Source organism: Nitrospira sp. Vd2 (assembly GCF_979581665.1).
On record NZ_CEFZSK010000012.1, the window covers coordinates 21,771 to 40,938 of the forward strand.

At 60.5% G+C, this 19,168-nt stretch carries 25 protein-coding genes and 1 tRNA gene; 17 read left to right on the forward strand and 9 right to left on the reverse strand.

What is annotated here, in order from left to right; genetic code table 11:
• Positions 1-43: 43 nt before the first annotated feature.
• The 3 genes from AC1U7K_RS06895 to AC1U7K_RS06905 form a co-directional block, all read right to left on the reverse strand.
• The gene (locus tag AC1U7K_RS06895; RefSeq protein ID WP_480250273.1) at positions 44-178 is read right to left on the reverse strand and encodes a hypothetical protein; all 135 of its coding nucleotides are present in this window, start codon (positions 176-178) and stop codon (positions 44-46) included.
• Between the two features lie 123 nt (positions 179-301).
• Positions 302-1,297 (reverse strand): GGDEF domain-containing response regulator, encoded by a 996-nt coding sequence (locus AC1U7K_RS06900; RefSeq protein WP_480250275.1) that lies wholly within the window; start codon positions 1,295-1,297, stop codon positions 302-304.
• Between the two features lie 88 nt (positions 1,298-1,385).
• Positions 1,386-1,832 carry a GatB/YqeY domain-containing protein gene (locus AC1U7K_RS06905; protein ID WP_480250276.1) on the reverse strand — a complete coding sequence of 149 codons (447 nt, stop codon included), beginning with the start codon at positions 1,830-1,832 and terminating at the stop codon, positions 1,386-1,388.
• Positions 1,833-1,979: 147 nt separating this feature from the next.
• Between AC1U7K_RS06905 and AC1U7K_RS06910 the strand changes: the two genes are divergently transcribed.
• The 4 genes from AC1U7K_RS06910 to AC1U7K_RS06925 all read left to right on the forward strand — a co-directional run bounded on the left by AC1U7K_RS06910 (position 1,980) and on the right by AC1U7K_RS06925 (position 3,472).
• Positions 1,980-2,171, forward strand: coding sequence for a hypothetical protein (locus tag AC1U7K_RS06910; protein ID WP_480250277.1), 192 nt, complete (start codon positions 1,980-1,982; stop codon positions 2,169-2,171).
• Positions 2,172-2,265: 94 nt separating this feature from the next.
• Positions 2,266-2,910 carry a hypothetical protein gene (locus AC1U7K_RS06915; protein WP_480250278.1) on the forward strand — a complete coding sequence of 215 codons (645 nt, stop codon included), beginning with the start codon at positions 2,266-2,268 and terminating at the stop codon, positions 2,908-2,910.
• Between the two features lie 8 nt (positions 2,911-2,918).
• The gene (locus AC1U7K_RS06920; protein WP_480250279.1) at positions 2,919-3,188 is read left to right on the forward strand and encodes an FmdB family zinc ribbon protein; all 270 of its coding nucleotides are present in this window, start codon (positions 2,919-2,921) and stop codon (positions 3,186-3,188) included.
• Positions 3,189-3,202: 14 nt separating this feature from the next.
• On the forward strand, positions 3,203-3,472 hold the full coding sequence (locus tag AC1U7K_RS06925; protein WP_480250281.1) for a hypothetical protein: 270 nt from the start codon (positions 3,203-3,205) through the stop codon (positions 3,470-3,472).
• 186 nt (positions 3,473-3,658) lie between these two features.
• On the opposite strand, the gene htpX is transcribed toward AC1U7K_RS06925, so the two are convergent.
• Positions 3,659-4,540, reverse strand: coding sequence for a protease HtpX (gene htpX / locus AC1U7K_RS06930; RefSeq protein ID WP_480250282.1), 882 nt, complete (start codon positions 4,538-4,540; stop codon positions 3,659-3,661).
• A gap of 225 nt (positions 4,541-4,765) precedes the next feature.
• Here htpX and AC1U7K_RS06935 point away from each other — a divergent pair, with 225 nt between their 5' ends.
• Both AC1U7K_RS06935 and AC1U7K_RS06940 read left to right on the forward strand, forming a co-directional pair.
• A complete protein-coding gene (locus tag AC1U7K_RS06935; protein WP_480250283.1) occupies positions 4,766-5,197 on the forward strand; it encodes a cupredoxin domain-containing protein in 432 nt (143 codons plus the stop codon).
• A complete protein-coding gene (locus tag AC1U7K_RS06940) occupies positions 5,194-6,255 on the forward strand; it encodes a phytoene/squalene synthase family protein (RefSeq protein WP_480250284.1) in 1,062 nt (353 codons plus the stop codon). Before AC1U7K_RS06935 ends, AC1U7K_RS06940 begins: the two co-directional genes overlap by 4 nt.
• A 1-nt stretch (position 6,256) precedes the next feature.
• Here the strand turns inward: AC1U7K_RS06940 and AC1U7K_RS06945 are convergent, their stop codons facing one another.
• From AC1U7K_RS06945 to AC1U7K_RS06960, 4 genes are read right to left on the reverse strand one after another with little or no spacing between them, the layout of a single operon-like run.
• The gene (locus AC1U7K_RS06945) at positions 6,257-6,541 is read right to left on the reverse strand and encodes an ATP-binding protein (protein WP_480250285.1); all 285 of its coding nucleotides are present in this window, start codon (positions 6,539-6,541) and stop codon (positions 6,257-6,259) included.
• Positions 6,542-6,551: 10 nt separating this feature from the next.
• Positions 6,552-6,965 (reverse strand): hypothetical protein, encoded by a 414-nt coding sequence (locus tag AC1U7K_RS06950; RefSeq protein ID WP_480250287.1) that lies wholly within the window; start codon positions 6,963-6,965, stop codon positions 6,552-6,554.
• Between the two features lie 9 nt (positions 6,966-6,974).
• Positions 6,975-7,331 (reverse strand): (2Fe-2S) ferredoxin domain-containing protein, encoded by a 357-nt coding sequence (locus AC1U7K_RS06955; RefSeq protein WP_480250288.1) that lies wholly within the window; start codon positions 7,329-7,331, stop codon positions 6,975-6,977.
• Between the two features lie 4 nt (positions 7,332-7,335).
• Positions 7,336-7,746 (reverse strand): hypothetical protein, encoded by a 411-nt coding sequence (locus tag AC1U7K_RS06960; RefSeq protein WP_480250290.1) that lies wholly within the window; start codon positions 7,744-7,746, stop codon positions 7,336-7,338.
• Between the two features lie 141 nt (positions 7,747-7,887).
• Here AC1U7K_RS06960 and ald point away from each other — a divergent pair, with 141 nt between their 5' ends.
• The 8 genes from ald (at position 7,888) to AC1U7K_RS07000 (ending at position 13,284) form a co-directional block, all read left to right on the forward strand.
• Positions 7,888-8,991: an alanine dehydrogenase gene (gene ald, locus AC1U7K_RS06965; protein WP_480250291.1), complete on the forward strand. Its 1,104-nt coding sequence runs from the start codon at positions 7,888-7,890 to the stop codon at positions 8,989-8,991.
• Positions 8,992-9,012: 21 nt separating this feature from the next.
• Positions 9,013-9,089 (forward strand) — tRNA-Pro (locus tag AC1U7K_RS06970).
• A 338-nt stretch (positions 9,090-9,427) separates the two neighbouring features.
• Complete coding sequence (locus AC1U7K_RS06975; RefSeq protein ID WP_480250293.1) at positions 9,428-9,715, forward strand: acylphosphatase; 288 nt, start codon at positions 9,428-9,430, stop codon at positions 9,713-9,715.
• A 23-nt stretch (positions 9,716-9,738) separates the two neighbouring features.
• Entirely contained in the window at positions 9,739-10,707 is a 969-nt protein-coding gene (locus AC1U7K_RS06980) for a sigma-70 family RNA polymerase sigma factor (protein WP_480250295.1), read from the forward strand.
• Between the two features lie 11 nt (positions 10,708-10,718).
• Positions 10,719-11,234, forward strand: coding sequence for an adenine phosphoribosyltransferase (locus tag AC1U7K_RS06985; RefSeq protein ID WP_480250350.1), 516 nt, complete (start codon positions 10,719-10,721; stop codon positions 11,232-11,234).
• Between the two features lie 124 nt (positions 11,235-11,358).
• Positions 11,359-11,889 carry a TraR/DksA family transcriptional regulator gene (locus AC1U7K_RS06990; RefSeq protein WP_480250296.1) on the forward strand — a complete coding sequence of 177 codons (531 nt, stop codon included), beginning with the start codon at positions 11,359-11,361 and terminating at the stop codon, positions 11,887-11,889.
• 154 nt (positions 11,890-12,043) lie between these two features.
• Positions 12,044-12,724, forward strand: a complete 681-nt coding sequence (queC, locus tag AC1U7K_RS06995; protein ID WP_480250299.1) for a 7-cyano-7-deazaguanine synthase QueC — start codon at positions 12,044-12,046, stop codon at positions 12,722-12,724.
• Between the two features lie 173 nt (positions 12,725-12,897).
• Positions 12,898-13,284, forward strand: a complete 387-nt coding sequence (locus tag AC1U7K_RS07000; RefSeq protein ID WP_480250301.1) for a c-type cytochrome — start codon at positions 12,898-12,900, stop codon at positions 13,282-13,284.
• A 191-nt stretch (positions 13,285-13,475) separates the two neighbouring features.
• On the opposite strand, the gene AC1U7K_RS07005 is transcribed toward AC1U7K_RS07000, so the two are convergent.
• Positions 13,476-13,910, reverse strand: coding sequence for a hypothetical protein (locus AC1U7K_RS07005; RefSeq protein ID WP_480250303.1), 435 nt, complete (start codon positions 13,908-13,910; stop codon positions 13,476-13,478).
• 109 nt (positions 13,911-14,019) lie between these two features.
• On the opposite strand from AC1U7K_RS07005, the gene malQ reads away from it, so the two are divergent.
• Genes malQ through AC1U7K_RS07020 form a run of 3 tightly spaced genes read left to right on the forward strand, consistent with a single transcriptional unit; the run spans position 14,020 to position 18,894 of the window.
• Entirely contained in the window at positions 14,020-16,263 is a 2,244-nt protein-coding gene (gene malQ, locus AC1U7K_RS07010) for a 4-alpha-glucanotransferase (protein ID WP_480250305.1), read from the forward strand.
• Positions 16,264-16,309: 46 nt separating this feature from the next.
• A complete protein-coding gene (locus AC1U7K_RS07015; protein WP_480250307.1) occupies positions 16,310-17,494 on the forward strand; it encodes a sensor histidine kinase in 1,185 nt (394 codons plus the stop codon).
• On the forward strand, positions 17,491-18,894 hold the full coding sequence (locus tag AC1U7K_RS07020) for a sigma-54-dependent transcriptional regulator (protein ID WP_480250309.1): 1,404 nt from the start codon (positions 17,491-17,493) through the stop codon (positions 18,892-18,894). Before AC1U7K_RS07015 ends, AC1U7K_RS07020 begins: the two co-directional genes overlap by 4 nt.
• Positions 18,895-19,168: the final 274 nt, after the last annotated feature.

Here is a 19,168-nt window from a genome sequence, read left to right on the forward strand (position 1 = left end):
GATCGGAAAGTCTCAGGGAGCAGGACCAGGACCAGGACCAGGGTCAGGATAACTCGCGGGGGTGATCGTTCGCGCCGAACCGTTCCGTGGTCCACAACGCCAGCGCTCCCACGCCGATCGTCGCGGCGACGAGCATGAGAATCACGACCGTTGTCGACAGGACTACCGGCAAGAGCATGGACCTATTGTGCCTCGCCTTGCCGAGAACCACAATTCACCGGCGTCCCTAGAAACGACGCAGTAGGAACGATTCCGGCGTCTTCGCATCGAGCCGTCCGGAAGGAGGCGAGCTAAGGGAGTGTCACTGAGAAACGGTCGGGTTGGCTTGAACTGGTTGCTCGGTCGGTTCCACCACGCGCACGCAATTCCGCCCCTCGTGCTTCGCTTGATAGAGCGCGCGGTCGGCGGCGGTGGTCAAGGATGTCGCCTGCGTCTGATGATCGGGAGCACAGGACGCGACACCAAGGCTGATCGTCACACCCATCGCCATCGCTTCAACCTTCGTCCTCATTGTTTCCGCCACGCAGGCCGCGCCGTCGCGCGGGGTCCCTGGCAAGGCGATGACGAACTCATCTCCACCATAGCGGGCGAGCAGATCGCCCGGCCGATTGAGTGCGCCACGGACAGTCTGCACGACTTGTCGCAAGCACTCGTCGCCGGCCAAGTGTCCATAGGTGTCATTGTAGGCCTTGAAGAAGTCGATATCGAAAAAGATTAACGAAAAGGGCAATGAGTCGCGAACGCTGCGACGCCATTCTTGTTCGAAGAATTCGTCGAAGCGCCGGCGATTGGCAATCTCCGTGAGGCCGTCGAGGCTCGAGAGTTCACGGAGCCGCTCGTTCGCCTCTTCGAGCCGTTGCATGACCTGCAGCAGTTCGTGCTCACGCGCCTTCCTACGCTGAATCTCCTGCGAGAGCCGCAAGACGGAGCGCACCCGAGCCAGCAGTTCCACCTTATTCAGCGGCTTGCGGATATAGTCGATCGCGCCCTCGGCAAAGGCCAATTGCAGATCGACAGGATCCGTCTGGACGGTGACGATAATAATGGGGATGTCACGGAGCCGGTCGATGGATTTGATCCGGCGACAGACCTGGATGCCATTGGTTGCCGGCATCAGCACGTCGAGCAACACGAGATCGATCTTCGGAAGGGAAGGCAAGGGGTCTTTGATCCCGAGAAGTCTGTAAGCGGCTTCCGCCGATTCAGCGGTCTGGACGTCACGATACCCGGCTCCCTCGAGCATCGTTTTCAACAGTCGCGTGTCGTCTTGGGAATCATCGACAATAAGAATGCTCATGCGTGTCGCCTATGAGGGAAAATCCCCGGATAATTGTTCAAAAAAGATAGCAGTGAGGGAGAGTTCGGTCAAATGGCAAGGGGAAAGTCTATGGGAGCTTGGCGCGGACCAGTTCGCTGATCTGCTTGCCGTCGATCGTTTGGCCGGCGAGCTTCACCATGAGGGTTTTCATCACCATCCCGAGATCTTTTTTTGCGGTCGCGCCCGTCTCGCGAATGACAGCGTTGACCACCTCGTCCAGCTCGGCCTGCGACAAGGCTTTGGGGAGATATCCCTCAATGATCTCGATTTCCTTCAACTCTTTACCGGCGAGATCCCCGCGCTGGGCCTTTTGGTACTGTTCGATCGCTTCACGACGCTGTTTGACAAGGGCGGTCAGTACTCGGCTCATCTCGGCGTCGTCCAACTCCTTTTTCAGTTCGATTTCCTTGTTCAGCAGCGCCGCTTTGATCATCCGGATCACGTCCATGCGGAGTTGATCGCGACTTTTCATGGCCTGCTTCAGGTCGGCGTCCAGTCGGTCGCGGAGTGACATGGTCAGGCGAGCTTAGTCTGATGTCTGCGGCGAGTCAAGGTGACGCGTTGTGCCAAGCACAAGATGCGGTAGTGTTTCGCGGACACGTGCAGTAAGATACGTACCGATTACGGCAATTCCACGAGTCGTGCCGAAGGAGGTCCGCTGATGAGAAAGCTTATGACGGTGTTCGGTCTCATCGTAGTTCTGGGTCTTGGCATCGCCGGTTGCTCCAGCAAGCCGACAGCGGCACCCCAGCCGTCGCCGTCACAGACTCGCTCGGATTCCGATCGCTTTTTTGACAAAATGAAGCAGGAAGAGCGGGAGCGAGGAAAGACGATGGACGGCGCATCTCGGTGAACCGTCGTCACCTCTTCGCGTGGTTGCGAAGCCGAGAAGGGCTGCAGTAGCCTATAGGCGTAACGGACTCTGCAGAACGAATCGGAGGTGCGTCATGATGCACGACACCAGACGTCACAGGGTCGGGCAGCTACTGATGGGCTTGTCCCTCCTCGCGGCGCCCTTGCACGTTCCGTCCGTCATCGAGGGCCGCGACCTATTGCCCCCAAAAGAGCAGAAGGAAACTGAGTTCGAGGAGACGCGGTCTCCGTCCTTTGATGAGCAGCGGCGTGGTGTGCCGCAATCGATCTTCATTTCGATCCAGATGGCCCGCGGATATGAGGTCGAGTGGGACAGTTTCGGAAGGCAGGGCTGGTATACGCAGGACCCGCGGATCAAAGCTGTCGATCCCGGCACAACGGTCTTCTCGCCGGATACGCCAGCCATCTATGTCGTCTTCGAAGTGGCGCCGCTCGAGGACCCTGCTCAGTTCGGCGCGCAATGGTTCCTCGAAGAGCCGAACGGCAAGCTCTCGGAGAAACCGGTCGGCCGCGATGTCCTCGAGGTGCCTGGCCATAGCCGATGGGGTTTTCTCGAACTGAAAAGCCCTCCGGGCGGCTGGTCGCCGGGTAAATATTTGGTCAAGCTGTTCATCACGCCGCTGGGGCAACAACCGTTTCACGCCGTGAATCAGGTCGGCACGATGCACTTTACGATCACCGGCGGATCGACGAACGACGGCAAACCGCCGGCGGGGTGAGGAGCGGCATGCCGATCTACGAATACGTGGCCGAACGGTGTTTGCGAGAGCCGCCGTGCTCGCGCCGCAAAGAATACCTCCAGTCGGTGAAAGAGGCGGCGTTGGCCGCGTGCACGGAATGCGGGGCGCCGGTGCGAAAGGTCATGTCATCGTTCGCGGCGCGGTCCGGTGAAGTCGGAATCTCAGCCCCCGACCCGACGCCCTTGAACATTACGAACGCACCGCCGCCGCGGGAGATGCCGAGTGAGGGGAGTTGTGGTCACGATCACACGCCCTGACGACGAGACGAGCGATGAAGGAAACTGATCCGGAAAAGTTGGCGTTGCTGTATGAGCGGTTTCGAGATGTGTGCTTGGTGGAAAAGGAAGTCTGGCATGAAGTCTTCATGCCGCGCGAGCAGGGAAAACTCGTGCTGACCAGACTTCAGGATCGGTATGAGGTGATCATCGACGACAAGGATGTCGAAGCCGCGCTCGAAGCCAATATTCCGCTCGGGGCCGCTGCGCTCGGGGCGGCGATTCAAGAATATCGAGAACAGATCAGCTTTGTGAAGAAGACGTAGAATGTCCGCCGTCCGCCGGCAAGAAACATCACTCCAACTGGCTTCTTCCTCAAAGAGCAGCAAAGGCGAAGTGCATGGAGAAGATGCCGGCGTTCGTCGGTGTGCAGGAGTTCGGTTACAGAGCGTGATAGCCGGGTGAGCACCCGGCTATCACGAACAGGAGTGCAATGATGACGTGGACGACCATCAGAAAGCGAGCCGCTGCAGGGCGGCGACGCGCTCATCGATGCTGGGATGCGAGGCGAACAGGCTCATCATGCCGCCCGACTTCCCGGAGATCTTGAACGTCACGAGCGGGTCCTGCGTGCTGTACTCCGGCTGAGCCCGATTCACCCACCGCTCGATCGCGCGAAGCGCCGCGATCATCGAATCCTTCCCGTACACCTTGGCGGCAAACGCATCGGCTCCGAACTCACGCCGACGTGAGAACCACATGATCGGGATCATGGCGAGAATGCCCAGGACGATTTGCAGCACCAGAGAGACGACGATGCCCAATCCTTCCTGGTCGCGCTCGGCAAAAAACCGGCGGACGAGCATCGCAATGAAATAGACGAATGTGTTCATCAACCCCGCCAGGACGGTCGTGGTGAACATGTCGCCGTTATAGACATGCCCCATTTCGTGCGCGAGCACCGAGCGGACTTCTTGTTCGTCAAGGTTCTCGAGAAGGCCGGTTGAGACCGCCACCATCGAATTGTTCTTGCTCGGCCCCGTTGCGAAGGCATTCGGATCGGGCGATTCATACGCCCACACTTCCGGCATCTCGATGTGCAAGCGCTGCGCGATCTCCTGCACGGCGCCATACACCAGCTGCTCGGCATGCGTGCGCGGCTGCGTAATCTGATAGCAATCGAGCATCGCGCGAGCGAATTGCTTGGAGAATGCCAAGCTGATGAAGGCGCCGGTGAACCCGATGATGCCGGCTGAGAATAAGAGAGAAGTTGTATCAGTACCCAGGGTGATTCCGAATGCCGGTAAGATCACGTTGAAGATCACCGACAACGTGACCATCACCAACAGGTTGGCGATCAGCAGCAGGCCAATGCCTTTGAGCCATTTCGTCATCGAACGTCTCCTTTTCGAACGATCATCGAGCCCAGCTCCTCAAGCAACGCTATTATACCGCCGAGCTAGGTGAAAAATCATCGAACCGCGGGCGGCCGGTGGCATGAGTGGAGCGGCCGCGCGGCGCTCGAAGATAATAACGTCATTAAGATAATGGTGATCGGGGCATAGTCAAGTCGCCGCCGCTTGATTGACCTTGCATAAAGGCTTCTGTTAGAAGGGCTCATGGTGGCCATCAGTAAAAACAATCCAAGGCGAGTGACCTTCGTCGTCACCGGCCTGCTCCTCGTTCGCGCGCTTGTAATCGCCACACCCGGCACACCGATCATCGTGCCGTTCGATCCGGACGGTGTGCAACGCGCGACGGTCATTCTCGACAGCTATTCCTACGAGCCGAAGTATTTGATCGTGCAGGCCGGGAAGCCCGTCGAACTGATCCTTAAGAGCGCGACGATCCTGACACCCCACAACTTTGTGATCCACGAACCGGCCGCCGCACTCATGATCGAGCGCGACGTCGGATCCGGAAAGAGTGAGACCGTCCGGTTCACGCCGACTCAGCCCGGCCGCTTTCCCTTCTATTGCGACAAGAAGTTGCTGTTCTTCAAAAGTCATCGCGAGAAGGGGATGGAGGGGCTTCTCGAAGTACGCGAGTGACGACGCGCGACCGCCACGTCGAAGACCCCGGCAGTGATTCCATCCTGCTCCACGATGTCCTCAAGCAGGTCTCCCGCTCCTTTTATCTCACGCTGACGGTCGTGCCGCAGTCCGTCCGCCGCCAGATCGGGCTCGCCTATTTGTTCGCTCGTACGGCGGACACGATCGCCGATACCGATCTCATCCCTCGTAGCCGGCGGCTGGTTCTGCTCAAGGAGTTCAAGGCGCAGTTCGCAAGCGAACAGGTGGACCGGGCCGCGCTTCACGCGATTGAGTCCGCCGTCGTGCCGCACCAAGCGAGTGCGGGCGAGCGTCTGCTTCTCCAACGCCTGGAGGACTGCTTTCGTCTGTACGAAGCTCTTCAAACCGACGACCAAATGCGGATCAGACGGCTCATGCAGACGCTGACGAACGGCATGGAAATGGACCTCTCCGTGTTCCCCGGCGATTCCACCGCGGACCTCATCGCGCTCAAAACTATGGCCGAGCTGGATCAGTACACGTATTATGTGGCCGGCTGCGTCGGCGAATTTTGGACCGACATGGCGTGTGCGCATATCAGCGCGCTGAGATCGTGGGATGTGTCAACGATGTCGGCGATGGGTGTGCGATTCGGAAAAGGGCTTCAACTCACGAATATCTTGAAAGACATCGCGCGCGATCTCCAGCGAGGGCGGTGTTATGTTCCCGAAGCGTTGCTGAAAGATGCCGGCTTGGCGCCGAAGGATTTGCTGGACCGCCACGCCTTGCCGCGGTTCCGACCTCTCTTGAAGCGCTTGATCGGCGTCACGCGCGAGCATCTGGATGAAGGCTGGCGCTACACGATGCGGATCCCGCGTCGCGCGCTTCGCCTCCGCCTGGCCTGCATGTGGCCCATTCTGTTTGCCGGCGAGACGCTGCAGCGCGTAGCTCGGTCACCGGATCTCTTGGACCCCGACGTCAACGTGAAAATCTCGAAGCGCCGGGTCTATGGCATTATCGTGTTGACGACACTGACCGGCGGCTGCGGCTACGTAGGAACAGCCTACTGGGGGTGGCTGCGAAAGTGGTTAGAGTAAGTTACATCTTCTTCTGCTGCGGGACCAGAACCTTCTCGCCCTTTCGATACACCGAGTAAATGGCATTCGAGGGACAGGCATCCAGGCAGAGCCGGCAACTCTCGAGACATCGGGATGCATCGAACTTGTACGGCGGCGTGGAGAGCCACGCACCGGTCGGGCAAACAGGGATACAAATGGCTTGGTGGGTGCAGCGGTCGGGATGCCGCACCAAATGATCGCGCACGACCATCATCGGCTTGACTCCTTCGAACAGCGCTTGTGAGAACATTTCCAGCATGTTCACGGCGCGTCCCTCACTTCCACTGTCGGATCAATTCGCGCAGCCGGTCCTTGAGTTCGGGAATCTGCTCCACGTTGTTGTGAATGGCCCCCAGAATCTTCTCCAGCCTCGCCGCCTTGAGTGCGTCCTTGTCGGTTTGAAGGAGTCGGTCGTATTCGGCGTAGGCTTCCGGCCAACGACCCTCAAGATGCGGCCGGGCGACCGCCAACGCCTCCCCCAGCTCCCAAGGTTCGGGAGCCAAGGCCGGGGCAACCGTGAACGAGCCGTCGGTAAAGACGAGGACGGCCGCTCCGCTCTTCGATGGCAACGGGGCGACCGTCTCGATGGTTTTGCCTTTGGCCTCGTCCCAGGCGATGAACAGCCCCGGAAAGCGCTTCATGAAGGCCACCTTCGCCTGGTTGGCTTTCCATTTCTCTTCAACTGCCATGCGAGCCTTTCACGTGAGACTGATCGGCGACGGCTGCGCGGACCGCGGCGGATGGTCCGGCATCAACAGCCGCTCAACGATCTCGCCCTTGATGACGTGACGTTCCATGATCTCCGTGACGTCCGCCTCCGACCCAACCCAATACCACGTGCCTTCCGGATAGATCACGACGCTCGGTCCATATTCACAATGATCGAGGCAGCCGGCCTTGTTCGCCCGCACACGACCTTTCAGGCCCAAGCGTTCGACTTCCTTTTTGAAAAACGCGTGGAGCCGCTCCGAGCCCTGATTAGCGCAGCACCCCCGCGGGTCGTCCTTGGGCCGCTGATTGATGCAGACAAAAATGTGGTGCGTGAATGTGGACACGAAGTTACGAAATCGGAGACGCGATCAACCGGGCTTGGACCTGTTCGATGAGGGTGCGTACCTCGGCCGGTGCCAGCAGCCGAGAATCACTGTGGCTGCCGAGCAGCGCAAAAATTTCGTGCAAGCGAAGTCGCGCACGCTGAAGCTGTTCTCCGTCGGCCAACTCAGACCGCTGTCCAGCGGACAATTTATTGAGTTCCTCGCGGATGTCGCGGAAGTCGCGCTGAAGATTTTTCTGCATGGAACACGACTCACAGTACCATTTGGGGCTTTGATCGGCAGAGGGCGACAGACGGTCATAGCTTCGACCGAAGAAGTCCTTGCCCATCGACAGCTTGAAGAATGGCCCTCGCTCACTGCCGCACCCATCGCACTGTCCCGCTGTGACGCGGCTCTCGTCTGCCTCGCTGCTCATCGTCGCTCCAAGGGTTGCAAATCTTACCTTATCGTTTCCTATAGTGTCCAGCCGCGGCACATGCATGCTTTCGCCGACCGAGCGCGCTATTTCAACAGAGGGAGGACCGCCCTATAATGGGTACACGGGGTAGAGGCGAGCATGATCATCGGCGTGCCGAAAGAAATCAAGGACCAAGAGTACCGCGTCAGCCTCACGCCTGACGGTGTGCGGACGCTGACCGCTGCCGGCCATACTGTGTGGGTCCAATCGACGGCGGGGGATGGGAGCGGCTTTTCCGACGAGGAGTATCGGCGTGCAGGTGCGAACATTGCGGCGTCGAATGAACAGGTCTTTAAAGAGTCGGAACTGATCGTGAAGGTGAAGGAGCCGCTGCCGCCCGAGTACAAGCTCTTCCGATCGGGGCAGACGCTGTTTACGTTTCTGCATCTGGCTGCCTCGGCCGAGCTGACACGGTTTCTGGTCGATGCCGGCGTGACGGCCATTGCCTACGAGACGACGGAGGCCGAGGACCATTCCTTCCCGATGTTACGGCCGATGAGCGAAATTGCCGGCCGAATGGCGGTACAGATCGGCGCGCATTATTTGGAGCGCTCGCAAGGCGGGCGGGGCGTGCTGCTCTCCGGCGTTCCCGGTGTTCCGCCGGCGCGCGTCGTGGTCTTAGGGGCGGGGGTCGTCGGTTCGGCGGCGACGCGGATCGCCGTCGGGATGGGCGCCCAGGTCACGGTTTTCAACCTCGACCTCCAGCGATTACGCGATCTGGATGATCTCTATCAAGGTCGGATCGTGACGCGGGCCCCGAATCAAGCGTGGATCGACCGCGAGGTCGCGCATGCCGATCTGGTCGTCGGCGCGGTCATGGTTCCCGGCGCGCGTGCGCCGCGCATCGTCTCCCGAGACGTGGTCTCACGGATGCGCCCGGGATCGGTCATCGTCGATGTGTCGGTCGATCAGGGCGGCTGCATCGAGACGACGCGTCCCACGTCTCATTCCGATCCCGTTTATACCGTAGATGGAGTGTTGCATTACTGTGTGCCAAACATGCCCGGCATTGTGCCGCGCACGTCGACATGGGCCTTGACCAATGCGACACTTCCCTTTATAGTCCACCTTGCTTCCGCGGGAATCCAGCAAGCTATTCGTTCGCATCGCGGGTTGGCGCAGGGCGTGAATGTAATCGACGGCACCGTGGCCTGTCGGGGTGTAGCCGAGGCACACGGGTTCCGATTTCAACCGTTGCCCTGATTGAGAAGTGGCTGAAGGGATCGGGGCGTAGCGCAGCCTGGTAGCGCACCGCGTTCGGGACGCGGGAGTCGGAGGTTCAAATCCTCTCGCCCCGACCAAACCAAGCTCGCATGACTCACCTGCCTCCATTTGGTGACCAGATAGTGCTGGTACTTCGAAAGTCGTTCCTCATGCCGTCGAGCCATCTGGGCGATGTGTGGATCGGCGGCCTTGTCGGGACGCGGGCCCTTTACCGCAACCGGAGACGCCACTGAAGGATCTGTGTGCGACGCGTCAAGGTCTGTGGCCCAAATATACGGGATGGTGCATGACGCTGGGCAGGTTTCCCGGCCGTGCTCGACCATTCGCTCCACAATCGCCTCCGCTCCCCTTTTCTCAGACGTTCATCGATCCATTGTCTCGCTCTCTTGACGCGCCGGGTGAAGGAATCTCATCGATGGATGAGCAGTCGAGGATCAGGGTCCACGTCCTTATCAGTGGGCGAGTTCAAGGTGTCGGCTATCGTGCCTTCGTGTATCGAACGGCGTCGCAGAAGGGTGTCGCGGGCGGAGTGAGGAACCTCCCGGACGGACGCGTGGAGGTGCGGGCGGAGGGCGATAAGCGCCTGATCGGCGAATTGGTCGACGCGCTGAAGATCGGTCCTCCGGGCGCGAGAGTTGATGACGTGCGGGTGGAGCGGGAAACGCCGATAGGCCTTCAGTCTGATTTTCAAATCTGGTACTGACGGCGACGGCGAGAGGAGCATCTATGGGTCACGATGACGAAGATGTGACGGAATCGGTGGACACCGAAGACGAAGAAGAGGAAGAGGAACAGGACGAAGAAGCTGAACTGCTGGCGGAGTCGCGCCGCAAGCGTGCCGCTGTCAAAGAGGAGAGCCAGTACGAAGGGCTCGACGCGGTCAAAAGCTACCTCAAGGACATCCGCAAGTCGACGCTGCTTAACTTCGAGCAGGAGCAGGAATTAGGGAAGCGAATCGCGGCCGGAGACTTCAAGGCTCGCGAGCAGATGATCGAATCCAACCTCCGGCTCGTGGTCAGCATCGGAAAGCGCTACATGAATCGCGGCCTCCCGTTCTCGGATATCGTCGAAGAGGGGAACATCGGGCTGATCAAGGCCGTCGAGAAGTTCAACTATGCGCGCGGATTCCGTTTCAGCACCTACGCCTCCTGGTGGATTCGTCAATTCATCGAGCGCGCCATCATCAATCAATCGAAAATCATCCGCCTGCCGGTTCACGTCGTCGAGCGGTTGAATCGCTACCTGTCGGGCCTCGAAGAATTGGTGCAGGAACTGGGGCGCGAGCCGAAAATCCACGAGATTGCCGAGCGGCTCAAGATGTCGGAACAGGACGTCACCGATCTCAAGCAGTTGATCCGGACGACCTATTCACTCGACAGCCCGATCAATGAGCGCACGGGCACGTTTCTCCGTGACGTCATCGAAGACCCGGTAAGTGTGTCGCCCGCCGTGACGGCCGAAGGCGTGCGGCGGCGGGAAAGCTTGATGTCGTGGATTCAGGAATTGCCGGAAAAGGAAAAAACCGTCGTCATCCTCCGGTTCGGACTGGACGGAGGTGAGGCGCATACGTTGGAAGAAATCGGTCAGCGCTTGGGGCTGACGCGAGAGCGCGTGCGCCAAATCGAAACGGCCGCGCTCGTGAAGCTGCGGACGACGATCGAGAAGAAAACGATGACGCAGGATGATCTGCTGTGAGCGGGCGAGTCATTGACTACAAGGCGTTGATTCGCGAGGTGCCGGACTTTCCGAAGCCTGGCATCTTGTTCTACGACATCACGACGTTGCTCAAGAACGCTGACGCTCTCCGGCACATCGTCGATGATCTGACCGAGCGGTATCGACACGAGCGGATCGCCAAGGTCGTGGGCATCGAATCCCGGGGCTTCATCTTCGGCAGTCCGCTCGCCTATCGCTTGGGCGCCGGATTTGTACCGGTGAGGAAGCCCGGGAAGCTGCCGGCCGACAGCTTCGAGGTGAAATACAACCTGGAGTACGGCTCTAATTCCCTCGCTATTCATCGCGATGCGATCGAGATGGGGGAACGAGTCCTGATCGTCGACGATCTGCTCGCCACGGGCGGGACTGCGGCCGCCACCGTCAATCTGGTCCGTCAGCTCGGTGGAGAATTGGTGGGCCTCGCGTTTCTCGTCGAGCTGCGATCGCTCAACGGCCGGGAACGACTCGACGGTTGCGACATCCATGCGATGATTACGTACGCATGAGCCTCCTGCCTGATTCTCGCAACGAACGATTCCCCGCCCGCTGCTCCAACACACCGTGAACCGGGAAACCCTGCACCGGACCCCGTGGGTCGTCGGTCTATCGCACTGAGAGGGATAGTCTGTTATGGGAGGAAAGAGCAAGAAGCAGGCGGCATCGCGGAAGAAGGGCTCTCCGAAGACAACGGCGAAGTCGGACGGCCAGGCAGCCACGGCGTCGTCGCCGCCTGCGCGTAAGGCGGCACCGTCCACAGCGGCCGGGGTCGGGTCCAGCCAGCGACGGGAAAATCTACAGCGGATGCTGCTCGCCAAACGCCAAGAAATCTTGAACGAGATCAAGGGCAGCATCGGCCAATCGTTGACGGAGGAGCAGCAGCGCCGGCTCGAGGCCGCGAGGGATGTCGGCGATCAGGCGCTCATGGACCTCCAGCGGGAACTTGGGATCTCGCTGCTCGAAATGCGAAACCGAAAGCGGCAGTCGATCGACGACGCGTTGGCTCGTCTGGCCGAGGGTCTGTACGGTATTTGTGCCGAGTGCGGTATCGAGATCAGTGAAAAACGGCTGGCGGCCGTGCCGTTCGCGAAGCTGTGCGTCGAATGCCAGACCAAGCAAGAATTGCTGGAGAAGATCTCGAAGGAAGAAGAACGCGAGTTGTAATGCAGGCAGTTTTCCGGGTCTTGGGCTGCGTCTGTGCAGCCAGAGACAGAGTAGGGCGCGCTTTCGACCCGTTCAGGTCGCTCTCGCCGTGACAGCATCGACTGCCATGACGGTCGCCGCCCCGTCGTTTGCCTGCCGATGAAGGAGCGTAAGCGTGAAGGCCGTTGTGCTGGCGAGCGGAGGGCTCGATTCGACGGTGACGGCTGCCGTGGCCAAGCAGGAAGGCCATGACCTCTTCCTGCTCACCGTCGCGTATGGTCAACGTCATGCCGTTGAGGTCGAGCGGGCACGAGAGGTTGCGCGTGTGCTCGGCGCCGCTCATCTTGTCGTCACTCTCGACCTCCGGAGCATCGGCGGTTCGGCGCTGACGTCAGAGGAGGCCGTTGCCAAGGACCGAACCGAATCCGATCGGGATACCGGCATTCCACGCACCTACGTCCCGGCGCGCAACACGATCTTTCTGGCTCTGGCGGCCGCGTACTGCGAGAGCATCGGCGGATCATTGATCTATATTGGGGCGAATGTTGTAGACTACTCGGGATACCCGGATTGTCGACCGGAGTTTCTGCGAGCGTTCGAAGACGTGATTCGAATGGGCACGCGAAGCGGGGCGTCGGGCCATCGCATTGAGATCCGCGCCCCGCTGCTGTCGTTGTCAAAAGGCGAGATCATCAAGTTGGGTGCCTCGCTCGCGGTCCCATTCCAGCTCACGCACAGTTGTTATGATCCATCGGCGACCGGCGAGGCCTGCGGGCGCTGCGACAGCTGTCAGATTCGGCTGGCGGGTTTTCGCGCGGCAGGATTGAGTGACCCGATCCGGTACCGCAAGGGGTGAGGCATGTCCCAGGAAGAATTTTTCATGTATCTGACGATCGGCTTGATCATTGCGGTACCCCTCGGGATCCGCTTGTACCGCTACGTGACGATCTCCCGCATGAAACAAAGCCTCCGGGAGGAATTGGGACGATCGGCACATGCCGCCGGCCAATCAGAGCACAAGAGGGAATCATGTCAAGGATGATCAGTCCCCGCCTGTCGGGCGTGGTGTTGTTCGCGATCGTCGCGCTGCCCCTGTTTGGGATGAGTTCCGGGAAGCCGGAGGTGTCCAAAGTGCCGCCGGAGTTCCAAGTTGGCGAGAGCAAATTCAACACCTATTGCGCGCGATGCCATGGGCCGCAAGCCACGGGGACCGACCACGGGCCGCCATTGGTGCACAAGATTTACGAGCCGAATCATCACGGCGATCTCGCGTTTCATCGCGCGGCGCTGACCGGAGTGCGCGCCCATCACTGGAAATTCGGCGACATGCCGAAAGTCGACGGAGTGACGTCGGAGGACGTCGACCACATTGTGAAATACGTTCGGTGGCTTCAGCGCCAAGCCGGAATCATGTAACTCCCTCGGTTATCCTTCCCTGCACCACGCGCCCTTGTGCTACTGATACATCCTGCCCTGTCGCCCGTCTGTCGGTCCCCTGCCGGGTTCTCGCATGGCCGAGCGGCCGCGCGGGGCGTCGCGGACTGATATCCCGAACATCTGGGATTGAGCCCGCTAGAGTTCATCGATTTACGGCGGGTAGAGGTGGACTAGAACTGATCGAGCATGCCCTGAAGCTGTTGCAGCGCTTCTTTGACCCGGCGCTTGGCCTCGTCGATGCGCTCGCGCAACCGGAGATGGTCGTCATCTGAAAGCGGCCGCTCTTGTCCGGCACGGTCCCGGCGGCGGTTCGGCGTCTGCTCTTTTTCGGTCTTCAGCTTCAGCAGCTCATCACGCGCTTCTTTCCACTCCTTCTCGGTCCGCGCAACTTGCTCGCGGGCGCTCTCCAGCGCCGCCTCGAGCTCCTCGATGCGCTGCACAAGCCGCTTGTTGCTCACCGAGAGGTCGAGAATCTCTCGTTGATCTTCCTGATGCCTGGCGTACGCGTGTTGCTGCGCCTCCTCATAGGTTCGACTGGACACGCATCCCGCGAGCGTGCACAGCAGCAGAGCCATCAGCACGGCAAGATATCGATGGTAGATCATGGAGGCCTCCTGCGACGTGACGCGATGAATCGCCTGGCATTGTACTGTACGGCGCACCTGCATGCCACGGCGCTTGACTTGGACAACCGCTCTTCCTAGACTCCGCGTGATGGAGGATCGTGATTATGAGGTGCTCCTCGATCGGCTGGCGGACTACTACGGGATCGATGCCGAGTACCACGATATTTACGGGCAACGCCATGTTGTCGGCGCCGACACCAAGCGTCGGCTTCTCGCCGCCATGGGAGTCTCGGTCGAATCCCGGGACGCCATCGCCCATGCATTGCAGGCGCGCCTGGATCGATGGTGGACCGATGCGTGCGACCCGGTTCTCGTCCGGAGGATCGGAGATGTCGGCACGTGGTCCTTCCGCATGCTGGCCGCCGAAGGCGAGGAGCAAAGCATTCGAATCGAATGGGCGATCGATGAAGAGTCGGCTGGACGTGTCGGGAACGGCCAGTACGGCCCGGGCGTTCAAGCGACCGAGGCCGACTGCGTCCAAGGGCGTCGATACGTCCGCGTGGATCTCCCCCTTCCCGTCGACCTGCCTCCCGGTTATTACCAAGTCACGGCGACGGCCGTCTCTCCTTCCCAGCGCAGTCTCGCCGCGTTTCGGCTGGTGGTGGCCCCTCGCGCGTGCTATCAGCCCGACGCGCTCCAACGCGGACAGCGCCTCTGGGGGTTGGCCCTGCAACTCTACGCGCTTCGCTCGGACGACAACTGGGGGGTCGGTGATTTCCACGACCTGCGGAGTTGGGTCCACTGGGCATCGGCTGATCTGAAGGCACACCTCATCGGTCTCAACCCGCTTCATGCGCTTCGGAACTCCCGTCCTTATCACATCAGCCCCTATTCGCCGGACAGCCGCCTGTACGTGAATCCGCTGTACATTGCCATCCCGCGCATTCCCGAATATGCCGAATGTCCGGAAGTACAACGATTGCTTAAAGCCCCCGACGTGGTTGCCGAGTTGGAGTCGCTCAAGAAGAGCGAGACGGTCGAGTACGATCGCGTCATTGCGATAAAGAACCGAGCCCTGGGCCTCCTGTTCGACACGTTCCATGCGCGTCACTTCCGGACCAAGGGAAAGAACAGCCGGCCCTGTACCGAGCGCGGGCACGCGTTCGAGCGGTATGTCGCCGGGGAGGGAGAATCGCTGTCCCGCTTTGCTCTTTTTCAGGCGCTGGCCGAGATGCTCCGTACACGTGACGATGGCGGCCATGTGTGGCAAGCGTGGCCGGAGGAATACCGTGATCCCGAATCGGCGGCGTGCCGCGAGTTCGCCCGTCGGCACAGCGGCCGGGTTCGCTTTCATCAGTACGTCCAATGGCTGGCCCACGAGCAACTGTCGGGCATCAGACAACAGACCGAGGAACTCGACATGCCGGTCGGGCTCTACCATGACCTCGCGCTCGGCAGCGATCGCGGTGGCAGCGATGCGTGGGTGTTCCAGTCGGTCCTAGCGTTAGAGGCGGAAGCCGGATGCCCGCCGGACGCGTTCGCCCCAGAGGGGCAAAACTGGGGCTTGCCTCCCGTGGACCCCCACAAGCTTCGCGACCAGCGCTACCAGATGTTCATCGATCTGATCCGGCACAATGTTCGATACGGCGGTGCGATTCGCTTGGATCACGTGATGGCACTGTTTCGACTCTTTTGGATTCCACGGGGGTTGAAGGGTACCGCGGGTGCGTACGTGCGCTATCCCTGGGAGGACTTGCTCGGCATCCTTGCCCTCGAGAGCGTGCGATCGCGTGCCGTCATCGTGGGGGAAGACCTTGGGACGGTCCCCGACTTCGTCCGCGAGAAACTTGCGGCAGCCGGTGTTCTGTCGTACCGAGTCTTTTATTTTGAGCGGCGGTCGGATGGGGAATGGAAGGCGCCGGCGGATTATCCCCGTTCGGCGCTGGCCGTCGTCACGACGCACGATCTGCCGATGTTGACCGGCTTTTGGTCGGGAGAAGATATCTCAGTCCGCGCGCGACTCGGGATGTATCCGACTGAGGAGGCGCATCGAGCCGCTGTCGAAGAACGCAGAGCCGATAAGGCGCGCATGCTGCGCGCCGTCCGTCATGCCGGGCTCCTGCCGGCGGATGCCGATGACGAAAGGCTCTTGAGCGATCGCCTCTCGCCACGGTTGGCGGAGGCGATTCACGTCTACGTAGCCCGAACTCCTTCCTACCTGATGCTCGCGAGCATCGAGGATCTGTTGGGACAAGAGACCCAAATCAACGTGCCGGGGACCTTGGACACCTATCCCAACTGGTCTCATAAACTTTCCATGACGATCGAGGACGCGCGCGCGAGTGCACGCGCGACGGCCATCGCCGCCGCACTCCATCAGACGCGCCCCTAGCGCCGTGCCTTGTCGGACTCCGCTGTTTCCATTATGATCGTCACCCGTGCCTCTTGAGAGCATCGGGTGGCTGAGATGGCTTACGCCCAGAGCGACGGGCAGGGGCAATTGGCTCGTGCTCGGCGTGGCGGCCGCCCTTTTCTTCCTCATCGTCGTGATTGAGAACGGGACGCCGGCCAACGTGGTGGCCGCGTACGCGTTCGTGCTGCCGATCCTGCTCGTCGCCACCGCCCGCAATCGTTGGTTGATGCTCATCACGGTGCTACTCTGTATTGCCGCGACGTACTCGGGCTTACTGCGTCCGCACAAGCCGGGCCGTTTTGTTGCCGCCGTCATCAACCGCAGCGTGGTCGCGGGCGTCCTGATAAGCGTGGCGTACTTTGCGATGACGCGTGAGGAGCGAAAAGCGCGCGAAGAAGAGGCGCGAGCTGAACTGTTGCGGGCGAATGCGCAACTGGTCGAAGTGAAGGACGCGTTGAATCGATCGGAACGACTCGCGGCGCTCGGGCTGCTGGCCTCTTCCGTCGCGCATGAAGTGGGAACACCATTGCATTCGATCGCGTGGCACGTCCAATCGCTGACGGAGGATCCCAATGCGACGCCCGAGATGCGGAAGACGCTCGCCATGATCGATTCGGAGCTGAACCGCGTGGTCCGTATCATCAAAGAGAAGTTATCGATGACCCGGCAGCCGAAACGCGAACACGGCCCGCTCAGCCTCGACGATCTCGTCCAGTCGGTGGTCGCGTTAATGAAGCCGTCGTTCGTGGCCAAGGGCGTCGCCTTGAAGATGGATCTCGCAGGAGATCGCGCCACTGTCTTGGGAGATGTCGAGCACCTTCGCCAGGTCTTGGTGAACCTGCTGACGAACTCATTGGCCGCGACAGCAGTCGGCGGAGAAGTGATGATCGTCATCGGTCGGCGTGCCGCGACTTTGGCCGAATTGGAGGACCACCGGCGGGGCGGTTATCCGTCGCTCGAAACCATGGTGACGATCAGCGTTCGCGACAACGGCTGCGGGATGCCCGAAGAGGATCTGAAGCGAGCGATCGAACCGTTTTTCACGACGAAGGCCGTGGGCGACGGGACTGGATTGGGCCTGTTTCTGAGTCGCGAGATCATTACGGCTCATGGCGGGACGCTGATGATCGAAAGCGTCGTGGGAAAGGGGACGATGGTCGAAATTGCGCTGCCGAGCTATGGTCCCACGGTGAAGGAGCCTCAGCCATGAGTCGTCCCGACGGACGGATTCTGGTCGTCGATGACGACGCGATGGCGCGGACGTTGCTGGCCGACGCGCTGCGGAAGGAGGGCTATGACGTCGAGGAAGCCTCGAACGGGTCGGAGGCGATTGAATGCGGCCGCAGACGGCGATTCGACGTGGTGCTCACCGATATGCGCATGGGAGCCGTGGATGGGTTGGCCGTGCTGCAAGATTTCAAGCAGCGCAGCCCGGACACCTCGATCGTCCTGCTGACGGCCTTCGGCTCGATGGAAGGCGCGATCGACGCGATCAAGCAAGGTGCCTACGATTATCTGGCGAAGCCGTTTCGGAAGGAAGAAGTGAAACTGGTCGTCCAGCGGAGCCTCGAGCACAGCCGCTTGATCAGAGAAAACACCCGGTATCGCGAGGAACTCCGGGAGCGCGCTGATCGATCCCGCCTTGTTGGAAGCAGTCCCGCGATGCTGGAGGTGTACAAGCTGGTCGCGCGAGTCTCGGCCGGTAAGAGCACGGTATTGATCGAGGGGGAGAGTGGAACGGGTAAAGAACTTGTGGCGCGCGCGATCCACGCGAACAGTCCGCGCCGCGACAAGCCCTTCATTCCGGTGAACTGTGCGGCGCTTCCCGAGAGCCTTTTGGAGTCGGAGTTGTTCGGTCATGAGAAGGGCGCCTTTACGGGAGCCGGCGGGGCCAAGAAAGGTCTCTTCGAGGCGGCCGATCAAGGCACGCTCTTTCTCGACGAGGTCGGTGATATTGGCCCGGCACTACAAGTAAAGCTCTTGCGCGTGATCCAGGAGCAGGAAGTCCGTCATGTGGGCGCCACGGTGTCCAGCAAAGTCGATGTGCGGATGATCGCCGCGACCAATAAAGACCTGGCCCGGCTCGTCAAGGACGGGACGTTCCGGGAGGATCTGTTTTATCGGCTCAACGTTGTTCGTATCGTGGTTCCGCCGCTTCGCGAACGACGGGAAGATATCCCCATGCTGGCCCATCATTTCCTGCAGAAAACCAACCGCGAAAGCGGACCCGCGATTCGCGGGTTCGTGCCTGAAGCGCTCACCCTTCTTCAGCATTACGAGTGGCCGGGAAACGTGCGGGAGTTGGAAAACGTGATCGAGCGTGCCGTCTCCTTGGCGCACGGTCCGCTCATCATTCCCGACGACCTCCCCGAGACGGTGCGGCGCGTGCCCTCCTTGCCGGAGACGGCGGCGCTTCCGGGGCAGACGGGCCTGCTGGTAAGTTTGGACGAACTCGAGAAGCAATATCTCATACGCGTCTTGAAGGAGACCGGGAATAATAAGGTGCGCGCCGCGAAAGTCCTCGGAATCGATCGCCGGACGCTGTACCGTATGGCCGAGCGATTCGGGATCGACCTCGGGGATGAACCCGGTGACCCCGGTTCTCATTGACGCTCGCGCACCCTCGACGGCCGGCTTCCTAGGTCTGCTACGTACGACCACGCAGCTTCTGCCTCACACTTCAAAGACTTCGGTCGGATCAACAAATTTGAACGCCGGACGTGGTCGTTGTGCTGTGAAGGAGACACTTGAATGGACGCAAAGTGATCGTAACCGACAGGGAGTGGCAAGAGGAACAACATGCCTTGCCCCACCATTCGATCACCTGACCGACGCCATCGGGTCCCCTTCGTTTCCCGCTCACGTTGACGGCCATTCTCGTGGC

Excerpts from the sequence above, each read along its gene's own strand:
- AC1U7K_RS06920 (WP_480250279.1), top strand. The coding sequence starts at position 2,919 with ATGCCGATCTACGAATACGTGGCCGAACGGTGTTTGCGAGAGCCGCCG.
- AC1U7K_RS06950 (WP_480250287.1), bottom strand. The coding sequence starts at position 6,965 with ATGGCAGTTGAAGAGAAATGGAAAGCCAACCAGGCGAAGGTGGCCTTC.
- AC1U7K_RS06900 (WP_480250275.1), bottom strand. The coding sequence starts at position 1,297 with ATGAGCATTCTTATTGTCGATGATTCCCAAGACGACACGCGACTGTTG.
- ald (WP_480250291.1), top strand. The coding sequence starts at position 7,888 with ATGATCATCGGCGTGCCGAAAGAAATCAAGGACCAAGAGTACCGCGTC.
- AC1U7K_RS06925 (WP_480250281.1), top strand. The coding sequence starts at position 3,203 with ATGAAGGAAACTGATCCGGAAAAGTTGGCGTTGCTGTATGAGCGGTTT.
- AC1U7K_RS06910 (WP_480250277.1), top strand. The coding sequence starts at position 1,980 with ATGAGAAAGCTTATGACGGTGTTCGGTCTCATCGTAGTTCTGGGTCTT.
- AC1U7K_RS06990 (WP_480250296.1), top strand. The coding sequence starts at position 11,359 with ATGGGAGGAAAGAGCAAGAAGCAGGCGGCATCGCGGAAGAAGGGCTCT.
- AC1U7K_RS06960 (WP_480250290.1), bottom strand. The coding sequence starts at position 7,746 with ATGAGCAGCGAGGCAGACGAGAGCCGCGTCACAGCGGGACAGTGCGAT.
- AC1U7K_RS06980 (WP_480250295.1), top strand. The coding sequence starts at position 9,739 with ATGGGTCACGATGACGAAGATGTGACGGAATCGGTGGACACCGAAGAC.
- AC1U7K_RS06895 (WP_480250273.1), bottom strand. The coding sequence starts at position 178 with ATGCTCTTGCCGGTAGTCCTGTCGACAACGGTCGTGATTCTCATGCTC.
- malQ (WP_480250305.1), top strand. The coding sequence starts at position 14,020 with ATGGAGGATCGTGATTATGAGGTGCTCCTCGATCGGCTGGCGGACTAC.
- AC1U7K_RS06935 (WP_480250283.1), top strand. The coding sequence starts at position 4,766 with ATGGTGGCCATCAGTAAAAACAATCCAAGGCGAGTGACCTTCGTCGTC.
- AC1U7K_RS06905 (WP_480250276.1), bottom strand. The coding sequence starts at position 1,832 with ATGTCACTCCGCGACCGACTGGACGCCGACCTGAAGCAGGCCATGAAA.
- AC1U7K_RS07020 (WP_480250309.1), top strand. The coding sequence starts at position 17,491 with ATGAGTCGTCCCGACGGACGGATTCTGGTCGTCGATGACGACGCGATG.
- AC1U7K_RS07005 (WP_480250303.1), bottom strand. The coding sequence starts at position 13,910 with ATGATCTACCATCGATATCTTGCCGTGCTGATGGCTCTGCTGCTGTGC.
- AC1U7K_RS06975 (WP_480250293.1), top strand. The coding sequence starts at position 9,428 with ATGGATGAGCAGTCGAGGATCAGGGTCCACGTCCTTATCAGTGGGCGA.
- AC1U7K_RS06915 (WP_480250278.1), top strand. The coding sequence starts at position 2,266 with ATGATGCACGACACCAGACGTCACAGGGTCGGGCAGCTACTGATGGGC.
- htpX (WP_480250282.1), bottom strand. The coding sequence starts at position 4,540 with ATGACGAAATGGCTCAAAGGCATTGGCCTGCTGCTGATCGCCAACCTG.
- AC1U7K_RS07000 (WP_480250301.1), top strand. The coding sequence starts at position 12,898 with ATGTCAAGGATGATCAGTCCCCGCCTGTCGGGCGTGGTGTTGTTCGCG.